Source organism: Pseudorhodoplanes sp. (assembly GCF_035565855.1).
Lineage (GTDB): Bacteria > Pseudomonadota > Alphaproteobacteria > Rhizobiales > Xanthobacteraceae > Pseudorhodoplanes.
Genome location: NZ_DATMRX010000064.1, coordinates 1 through 8,926 on the forward strand (window position 1 = coordinate 1; position 8,926 = coordinate 8,926).

The 8,926-nt window shown below is 64.5% G+C and carries 8 protein-coding genes and 1 pseudogene; 3 read left to right on the plus strand and 6 right to left on the minus strand.

Annotated features, from left to right (window positions below):
• The 4 genes and pseudogenes from VN004_RS03685 to VN004_RS03700 all read right to left on the minus strand — a co-directional run.
• A pseudogene (locus tag VN004_RS03685) lies at positions 1-194 on the minus strand (ABC transporter permease); the annotation flags it as partial.
• Positions 191-985, minus strand: coding sequence for an ABC transporter ATP-binding protein (locus VN004_RS03690; protein ID WP_325607141.1), 795 nt, complete (start codon positions 983-985; stop codon positions 191-193). The pseudogene VN004_RS03685 and the gene VN004_RS03690, both read right to left, overlap by 4 nt.
• A gap of 177 nt (positions 986-1,162) precedes the next feature.
• Complete coding sequence (locus tag VN004_RS03695; RefSeq protein WP_325607143.1) at positions 1,163-2,107, minus strand: 2-hydroxyacid dehydrogenase; 945 nt, start codon at positions 2,105-2,107, stop codon at positions 1,163-1,165.
• A gap of 167 nt (positions 2,108-2,274) precedes the next feature.
• The gene (locus tag VN004_RS03700; protein WP_325607145.1) at positions 2,275-3,462 is read right to left on the minus strand and encodes a M24 family metallopeptidase; all 1,188 of its coding nucleotides are present in this window, start codon (positions 3,460-3,462) and stop codon (positions 2,275-2,277) included.
• A gap of 246 nt (positions 3,463-3,708) precedes the next feature.
• Between VN004_RS03700 and VN004_RS03705 the strand changes: the two genes are divergently transcribed.
• The 3 genes from VN004_RS03705 to VN004_RS03715 all read left to right on the plus strand — a co-directional run bounded on the left by VN004_RS03705 (position 3,709) and on the right by VN004_RS03715 (position 6,425).
• A complete protein-coding gene (locus VN004_RS03705) occupies positions 3,709-4,650 on the plus strand; it encodes an ABC transporter substrate-binding protein (RefSeq protein WP_325607146.1) in 942 nt (313 codons plus the stop codon).
• A 115-nt stretch (positions 4,651-4,765) separates the two neighbouring features.
• Positions 4,766-5,539, plus strand: a complete 774-nt coding sequence (locus VN004_RS03710; protein WP_325607148.1) for an ABC transporter permease — start codon at positions 4,766-4,768, stop codon at positions 5,537-5,539.
• A 100-nt stretch (positions 5,540-5,639) separates the two neighbouring features.
• Complete coding sequence (locus tag VN004_RS03715; RefSeq protein ID WP_325607150.1) at positions 5,640-6,425, plus strand: ABC transporter ATP-binding protein; 786 nt, start codon at positions 5,640-5,642, stop codon at positions 6,423-6,425.
• Positions 6,426-6,470: 45 nt separating this feature from the next.
• Here the strand turns inward: VN004_RS03715 and VN004_RS03720 are convergent, their stop codons facing one another.
• Together VN004_RS03720 and hutU are read right to left on the minus strand one after the other, a co-directional pair.
• Positions 6,471-7,028, minus strand: a complete 558-nt coding sequence (locus tag VN004_RS03720) for a hypothetical protein (RefSeq protein ID WP_325607152.1) — start codon at positions 7,026-7,028, stop codon at positions 6,471-6,473.
• A gap of 655 nt (positions 7,029-7,683) precedes the next feature.
• Positions 7,684-8,926, minus strand: a 1,243-nt coding sequence (gene hutU / locus VN004_RS03725; protein WP_325607154.1) for a urocanate hydratase, incomplete at its 5' end; no start/stop codon positions are given.

Here is an 8,926-nt window from a genome sequence, read left to right on the forward strand (position 1 = left end):
AGGCCGGCGCCGGCGCGCCACAGCGAGGCGATGCCGTTGGTCACGAGTTCGCCGCTCTTGAGCAGATCCCACCATGCAACCGCGACGTCCGACAGCGGCGGCAAGGCCAGGGTCGACACGAGTTGAAGCTGCGAGGCGGTCTCCCAGGCTACCGCGATCAGGAGGAGCGGCAGATAGCGGAACGCCGCGGTCATGACGTGGGCGCGCCCTGCATCTTCATCGCTTCTTCGCGCACGAGATTCCAGATGTCGTCGACGCGTTCGGCGAAAGCCTGCGACTTGAACAGATTGGGGTCCTTGCGGTCGAGATTGTTGTCGACGATGGTCTTGATGCGTCCGGGACGCGCCGACATCACCGCGATGCGGTCGGCGAGATAGACCGCCTCCTGCACGTCATGCGTGACGAAGATCACGGTCTTCGGCCGGCTCTGCCAGATGTTGAGCAGCTCCATCTGCATCAGATGGCGCGTCTGCGCGTCGAGTGCGCCGAACGGCTCGTCCATCAACAGAATGTCCGGGTCGATGGCGAGCGTCCGCGCCAGCGCCGTGCGCTGTTTCATGCCGCCGGATAATTGCGAGGGGTAGCTGTCCTCGAATCCGGTCAGCCCCACGAGATTGATGAAATGCTGCGCCGTCTTCTCGCGTTCGGGGCGCGGAAGACCGGCCTTTTCGAGTCCGTAGAGCACGTTGTCGCGGACTGTCTTCCACGGAAACAGCGCGAAATGCTGGAACACGATGCCGCGGTCGGGTCCCGGCTTCGTCACCGTCTTGCCGCCGACGGAAATAGTCCCGGTCTCGATCGGGATGAAGCCGCCGATCAGATAGAGCAGGGTGGACTTGCCGCAGCCGGAAGGCCCGAGCAGCGCGAGAAATTCACGCGGCCGGATATCGAGCGAAATGTCCTCCAGCGCCAGGACCGGCCGGCCGTTCGGCGGCCGGTAAACGTGGCTGACCTTGTCGACGACGATCTGCGGCTGATCCGTCATGGTCGCGGTCGTTTCCTTCCTGCTGACGCGCCGCATGGACTGCGGTCTTTGCCCTCGCATGAAGGCATTGGGGACGGCGCGGGCAAGAAGCCCGCGACCTGCCGTACCATCGTCGTGCGCCATCTCCGTTTCAGAGAGACGGCGGAAGAAAAATCGCGCGATGCGCCGCTCGCGACGCTAGGCCTTCACCGGCGTCTTCAGCGGACGCTTTTCCAGGCCCGCCGCGAGATTGTCGATCATCAGCTCACCCATCGCGACCCGCGTCTCGAGGGCCGCGGTGCCGTGATGCGGCTGCACGATCACGTTCGGAAAATCGAGCAGCCGCTTGTCGAAATCGGGTTCCTTCTCGAACACGTCGAGCGCCGCCCAGCCGAGCCGCTTGTTGGCCAATGCGTCGATCAGCGCCTCTTCGTCGACGACCGTACCGCGCGCCACATTGATCAGGGTGCCAGCCGGTCCGAGCGCATCGATCACCGCGCGCGAGACAAGGTGCCGGGTTTCCGGGCCGCCCTTGCAGGCGACCATCAGATAATCGCTGCGCCGCGCCAGCTCCACGACATCGCCGACATATTCGTAAGGCACGTCCTTCTTCTCGCGGGTCGCGTTGTAGAGGACGGTCATGCGGAAGGCGACGGCGCGGTCGGCGATGGCGCGGCCGATGCCGCCGAGCCCGATGACGCCACAGGTCTTGTTCGCAACGCTGCGGCCGAACGGGATCGGCCCTTTCTTTGCCCAGTCGCCGGACCGCGCATAGTGATCGGCAAAGATGATCTGGCGCGCGGACGCGAGCATCAGCCCGATCGCGAGGTCGGCGACTTCGGGGCCGATGATGTCCGGCGTGTTGCCGAGCGGCAGGCCGCGTTCCTGGATCGCCTTCACATCGACCAGATCGAGGCCGACGCCGAACACCGACACCGCTTCCAGATTGGGCAGCCGGTCGAGGACCGCGCGGCTCAGCCCGCGATTGGCTTCGGTCGCGACGCCGCGGATGCGGGATGCAAGCGCGTCCGGAATGTCCTCGGGCCGCGGCTGATTGAAATAATGATGCACATTGTAGCGCCGGTGCAGTTCGGCGACGGTCGCATCGGGAAAGTGTCCGAAATACAGAATGTCCGGCTTCATTCCCGTTGCGTGTCCTCAAAGCGTCGTCAGGCGCAGCGCGCTCTGTGTATCGCATCGCGATACAAACATTCTCGTTGCCGTCGATGTAGCCAGCGCATCGCGGCGAAGTCAAACCGCTTGGCGCAATGGCCGCAAGCCGTTCTGCGGCAAGCGACGCACGGCCAATCTCAGAGTTCGAAGATCTGCTTCGGCGTCTTGTGCAGGCATTCGCCCGGTCCGTCCGGACCAACGAGATAATTGTCGCAGATCACCGCCCATTGCGAAGCGGTCTCGTAGCCCGGATGCACGGCGAGATTCATGCCGGCTTCGATGGTCATGGTTTCGTCCTCGCGGATCAGCGGCCGCTCGACCAGATCGTAGCCCTGGCCATGGGCATAAAGCCGCTTCTCGGGGCCGACGCCGCGCGCCGCCATGAAGGCGTCATGCGCCGCGGCAATGTCGCGCGCCGGGACCCCCGGCTTGATCTTCGACAAGGTATAGGCCTGCGCTTCTTTCACGCTCTCGAAGCCGTCGAGCAGTTCGTTGGTGGCCTTTCCGAACACCATGGTGCGCGCGATCTCGGTATACATGCCGCCGGGTCCCGCATTCTCGATCAGCAGCGCGAAATGTTCGCCCTGCTGCAGGATGCGGCCCTGCAGATAGCGGTCGACGAAACTCGCCGGCTCGCCGAGCGGGGCTGACGAGCCGAGGAACAGGCCCTGTTCGGAGCCGAGCAGCCGGCCTTCATATTGCGCGAGCGCGGTGACGTCGTTGTCCCGCATTCCGGGTTTGATCTTCCGGCAGACCCTCGCGAAAATCTCGTCCTGCATCTCGGCGCAGCGGCGGATGAGGATCATCTCCTCCTCGCTCTTGATCGCCTTGATGGCGTCGATCGCGTCGGTCGCATCGACGATCTCGGTGGTGCCGGCGAGCCCCTGCTCGATCTGCGTCACGAAGCGATAAGGCAGGGCGCCGCGCCCCAGCATGCCGATCCGCTTATAGCCGCGCCGCTTCAGCTCGCCGAGCGCGAGTTCGCCCTGATAGCCGTCGGTATAGGCGACCGAGGTAAAGGCCGGTGTCGTGATCAGGTCGCCGACCCCGCGATGGATCTTGTGGCGGCCCTCGAAACCGCGGCGGTCGCCGGCCGGCCCCATGTCGATCACCGTCATCGCATCGTTCAGATGGAAGATCACGGTGCGCGGATAGCCATTATAGGCGGGGAAATCGGTGAACCACTTCACATAGCCGCCGAGCCAGTCATTGTTGTTCTGCATGACCAGCGCATCGAGGCCCTGTTCGCGCATCATCGCCCGGGACGCGGCCCAGCGGCGCTCCAGCTCTGCGTCGGAGATCGGGTTCAGCCTGCGATCGCTCATTCCGTTTCCTTCCCGTCGACCGATCCTCTGCCGGTTCGATCCTTGTGCAATGCCTGCCGCCTCATTCACCACGGGCGCGGGCCGGCGGGCGCGCAATATCGGGGATATGCGCGCAACGCACAATCTCGGACTTGGCCCGGCCGGGCCTCCAGCATGCTGTTTTTTGCATAATTGACTCTGGGTTCGGCGGCGTGGTGCCATGGCCGCAAAGCCGGGTCTCGGCTCATCATCCAACCGGAGGGTTCTATGAAATTCAAAGTTGTCCTGGCCGCCGCCGGCCTCGCCTTGCTGGCCGCCCCGGCATCCGCCCAGACCAAGGTCAGCATCGGTATCTCCGGATGGACCGGTTTCGCCCCGCTGACGCTCGCCAAGGAGGCCGGCATCTTCGCGAAAAATGGCCTCGACGTCACCATCAAGAAGATCCCCCAGGCGAGCCGCCACCTCGCCATCGCCTCGGGTGACGTCCAGTGCGCCGCGACCACGGTCGAAACCTGGATTGTCTGGAACGCCAACGGCGTGCCGACCACGCAGCTGTTCCAGCTCGACAAGTCCTACGGCGCCGACGGCATGGTCGTGCGCAACGACGTCAAGTCGATCAAGGACATCAAGGGCAAGACCGTTGCGGCCTCCGCGCCCGGCACCGCGCCCTATTTCACGCTGGCCTGGTTCCTGAAGAAGAACGGCCTCTCGGTGAAGGACGTCAAGGTCGTCAACATGGAGCCGGGGCCCGCCGCGCAGGCCTTCATCGCCGGCCAGAACGATGCCGCGATGACTTACGAGCCGTATCTGTCGGCGGTCCGTGCCAAGCCCGAGGCCGGCAAGATCATCGCCACGACGCTCGACTATCCGATGATCATGGACACCTTCGGCTGCACGCCGAAATTCATCGCCGAGAATGAGGGGGCGGTGAAGGCGCTGGCCAAGAGCTATTTCGAGGCGGTGGAAATGATCGAGAAGGACCCGAAGAAGGCCTACGAGATCATGGGCGCCGACGTGAAGCAGACCGGCGAGCAGTTCGGCAATTCGGCGAAATATCTGCGCTGGCAGGATCAGGCGGCGAACAAGAAGTTCTTCTCGGGCGAGCATGCGCAATTCTCCAAGGAAGCCGCCGACCTCCTCCTCGAAATCGGTGTGATCAAGCAGATCCCGGATCTGTCCAAGCTCGCCGATCCGCGTTTCGTGCAGTGATTGGTCATTCCGGGCCGCCTGCGAAAGCAGGCGATCCCGGAATCCGGTTCCTCGCACATTTGTCTCTGGATTCCGGGTCCGCGCCATCCGGCGCGCCCCGGAATGACGGGATCGCATGAGACCGCTTCAGCCCATATCGAACACCGCGCGCGCGCTGCTTGGCGTCGCTTTTTTCGTCCTGTTCCTTGCGGGATGGGCGCTTGCGACCCTGGGCGGTTATGTCTCCGCGACCTTTCTCGCGAGCCCCGTCACCATGGTGCAGGACGGCTGGTACCTCCTGACCAAGCATAATTTCTCGTTCGATATCGGCGTCACCATCTGGCGCGTGGTCGGCGGCTTCACGCTGGCGGCGATCGTCGCGGTGCCGCTCGGCATCCTGATGGGCGCCTACAAGCCGATCGAAGCTTTTCTCGAACCCTTCGTGTCTTTCGCGCGCTACCTGCCGGCTTCCGCGTTCATTCCGCTCCTGATCCTGTGGGCCGGCATCGGCGAATTGCAGAAGCTGCTCGTCATCTTCATCGGTTCGGTGTTCCAGATCATCCTCATGGTCGCGGTCAGCGTGGCGAGCACGCGGCGCGATCTTGTCGAGGCGGCGCTGACGCTCGGCGCGCGCGACCGCGGCATCCTCGGGCGGGTGCTGATCCCGTCCTCGGCGCCCGACATCGCGGAGATTCTGCGTCTCGTTCTCGGATGGGCCTGGACCTATGTCATCGTCGCCGAGCTGATCGGCTCATCGTCCGGCATCGGCCACATGATCATCGACAGCCAGGCGCTGCTCGCGACCGGCCAGATGATCTTCGGCATCATCATCATCGGCATCATCGGCCTGATCTCGGACTATCTGTTCAAGGCGGCGAACCGCAAGCTCTTCCCATGGAGCCAGATATGACGGTGACATCGCGGATCGCGTCGCGCGCAAACAGGGCAACGGCGCTCTCTTATCCCTCCCCCGCTTGCGGGGGAGGGATAAGAGGAGAGCGGGGCGCTCGATGACCAAGCTGCGCATCGAGAATGTGTCGCGCGTCTTCCCCGGCCTGCATGGCGGGCCGCCGACGCGTGCGCTCGAGCCGACCAATCTCGACGTCGCCGACAACGATTTCGTCACCATCCTCGGGCCGTCCGGCTGCGGAAAATCGACGCTGCTGCGTCTCGTCGCCGGCCTCGATACGCCGACCACCGGGCAGATCCTGCTCGATGGCAAGAAGGTCACGCGGCCGGGGCCCGATCGCGGCATGGTGTTCCAGTCCTACACGCTGTTTCCGTGGCTGACGGTCGCGGAAAACGTCGGCTTCGGTCTTCGCGAGAAGGGCGTGCCGGTCGCCGAGCGCAACACCATCGTCGCGCAATGGCTGGAGCGCGTTGGCTTGCAGAGCTTCGCGCGGCATTATCCGAAGCAGCTGTCCGGCGGGATGCAGCAGCGCACCGCGATCGCACGGGCGCTCGCCAACGGGCCGGAAATCCTCCTGCTGGACGAGCCGTTCGGCGCGCTCGACAACCAGACGCGCGCGCTGATGCAGGAACTGTTGCTCGGCATCTGGGAGCGCGAGCGCAAGACCGTGCTGTTCGTCACGCATGACATCGAGGAATCGATCTTCCTCGCCTCGCGCGTCCTGGTGATGAGCGCGCGGCCCGGCCGCATCAAGGCCGATCTCCAGGTGACGCTGCCGCATCCGCGGCACTACACCATCAAGACCTCACCGGAATTTTCCGAATTGAAGGCGCGGCTCACCGAGGAAATCCGCGCCGAGGCTGTGCTGGCCGCCGAAGCGCATTGAGCCTCTTATCCCTCCCCACCGCTCCGCGGGGGGAGGGATAAGGCCCTACCGCATCCACTTGCGCACGAGATGCTGCCCGATCAGCACGACGGCGATCAGCAGCAATCCGAGGATGATCACGATCGCCATATATTCCTGCGCCACGGCGACGGTGTAGGCGGTGGCCAGCAGCAGGATTCCGACGAGTGCAAAGCTCCATTCGAGGTGAATGCCGGCAAGGAGGCAGCCCAGCGCGAGCAGCAGCATCGAACTGAGACTCGTCGTGATCGAGGTCTGTTCGCCGCTCCTGCGGAAGAAATTAAAGTCGATTGCGATCGCGATCCCGACCGCGAGCCAGTGCAGCACCTGGCGGATCACTGTGCGATCCAGCGTGCCGGTGCGCATGAAGGCCGCGGCCGTGCAGATCACGCCGAAGACCGGGACCAGCCAGAGCCAGTACGACTCCGACCAGCTCACATTCGCGAGCGTCGCTCCTGCGCCGATCAGCGCGAGGATGATCATCGCAATCGCGAACATCGCGGCGATGGTGATCGGCACACCGGCAATGGTCGCGGTGCGCTCGGGTGTCGCTTCGGGATAGCGGGCAGGCAGGTCGTCAGTCACAGGAATCGCCTCGTGTTTGCGCATGCAGACTAAGCGGCGGATCGGGCGGCGGCCAGAGCGACGCCGGATCGCGCTTGACAAACGCCAAATATTAGGATTTTATTCCGATATCCCGTCCCGAGCAAGGGACGTCTCATGAGCGTCACAAGACGCGGGGCGGGGAGCGGTGGCCGTTGTGGGTGCTGGGACGCAGCATCGCAGCGGAGGCCCAAGCTGCGATGATCCGGGTCCAGTGCCTGGACTCACCAGCGGAGGATAAGAAGTTGGCCGCCCGTGCCAGGGCGTCGCTCCTCCGGGGTTGTCGCAGAGCAAGCCTCAAACACCGCGCGCGGAACGCCGACGCAATCGGCGGTCCGTGGTGACTACCATCTCATGCGCTTTCACATATCGCGCATGGGGCCATGGGCTGGCTGAAAGCCCGGCGTTCCGCGCGCCCTTGCACCTTGCAAGGGAACAGGAATGCGACCCGCGTTACGGGCGAGCCCGCGCCCGCCAAACAACAGGGCCGGCGGAGCGTTGGCTGCTTCACTTCTTCTCCCTCCCCACCGCTTCGCGGGGGGAGGGAGAAGTAGCGGTCAGATCGCTGCGTGCAAAAAATGACCCTCACCGGGCCCACCGCGGAAGCGGTTCGCCACCCTCCGGAGAGGGAAGAGACTCACGCAAGGCTCGGCAGCTTCAGTCCCTGCTTCTTTGCCCAGTCGACCGCCTCTTCGTAACCCGCATCGGCATGGCGCATGACGCCGGTGCCCGGATCGTTCCAGAGCACGCGCTCGATGCGCCTGGCGGCTTCCGGCGTGCCGTCGCAGACGATGACCATGCCGGCATGCTGCGAATAGCCGATGCCGACGCCGCCGCCGTGATGGATCGACACCCAGGTCGCGCCGCTCGCGCAATTGAGCAGCGCATTGAGCAGCGGCCAGTCCGACACCGCGTCCGAGCCGTCCTTCATCGCTTCGGTCTCGCGATTGGGGGATGCGACCGATCCGGAATCGAGATGATCGCGCCCGATCACGACCGGCGCCTTCAGTTCGCCCTTCGCCACCATCTCGTTGAAGGCAAGGCCGATGCGATGGCGGTCGCCCAAGCCGACCCAGCAGATGCGCGCCGGGAGGCCCTGGAAATGGATGCGCTGGCGCGCCATGTCGAGCCAGTGATGCAGATGCCTGTCGTTCGGCATCAGCTCCTTCACCTTCTCGTCGGTGCGATAGATATCCTCCGGATCGCCCGAAAGCGCCGCCCAGCGGAACGGTCCGACGCCGCGGCAGAACAGCGGCCGGATGTAAGCCGGCACGAAACCCGGAAAATCGAATGCATCCTTCACGCCCATGTCATAGGCGCGCTGGCGGATGTTGTTGCCATAATCGAGCGTCGGGATGCCCCGTTTGTGGAAGTCGAGCATCGCGCGCACATGCACGGCCATGCTTTCCTTCGCCGCCTTCTCGACCGCTTTCGGATCGCGCTCGCGCTTCTCCTCCCACTCGGCGAGCGTCCAGCCGGCCGGAAGATAGCCGTTGATCGGATCATGCGCCGACGTCTGGTCGGTGACGGCATCGGGCCGCACGCCGCGCCGCACCAGTTCGGGATATATCTCGGCGGCATTGCCGTGCACGGCGACAGACACGGCCTTCCTGTCCTTGCCGGCCCGCTCGATGATGGTCAGCGCTTCGTCGAGATCTTTCGCCTGCAAGTCGACATAGCCGGTGCGCAGCCGCATTTCGATGCGCGACGGCTGACATTCGATCGCGAGCATCGACGCGCCCGCCATCGTCGCGGCGAGCGGCTGCGCGCCGCCCATGCCGCCCAATCCCGCGGTGAGAATCCAGCGGCCCGAGAGATCGCCGTTATAGTGCCGGCGTCCGACCTCGACGAAGGTCTCGTAGGTGCCCTGCACGATGCCC

Excerpts from the sequence above, each read along its gene's own strand:
- VN004_RS03690 (WP_325607141.1), bottom strand. The coding sequence starts at position 985 with ATGACGGATCAGCCGCAGATCGTCGTCGACAAGGTCAGCCACGTTTAC.
- VN004_RS03695 (WP_325607143.1), bottom strand. The coding sequence starts at position 2,107 with ATGAAGCCGGACATTCTGTATTTCGGACACTTTCCCGATGCGACCGTC.
- VN004_RS03700 (WP_325607145.1), bottom strand. The coding sequence starts at position 3,462 with ATGAGCGATCGCAGGCTGAACCCGATCTCCGACGCAGAGCTGGAGCGC.
- VN004_RS03705 (WP_325607146.1), top strand. The coding sequence starts at position 3,709 with ATGAAATTCAAAGTTGTCCTGGCCGCCGCCGGCCTCGCCTTGCTGGCC.
- VN004_RS03710 (WP_325607148.1), top strand. The coding sequence starts at position 4,766 with ATGAGACCGCTTCAGCCCATATCGAACACCGCGCGCGCGCTGCTTGGC.
- VN004_RS03715 (WP_325607150.1), top strand. The coding sequence starts at position 5,640 with ATGACCAAGCTGCGCATCGAGAATGTGTCGCGCGTCTTCCCCGGCCTG.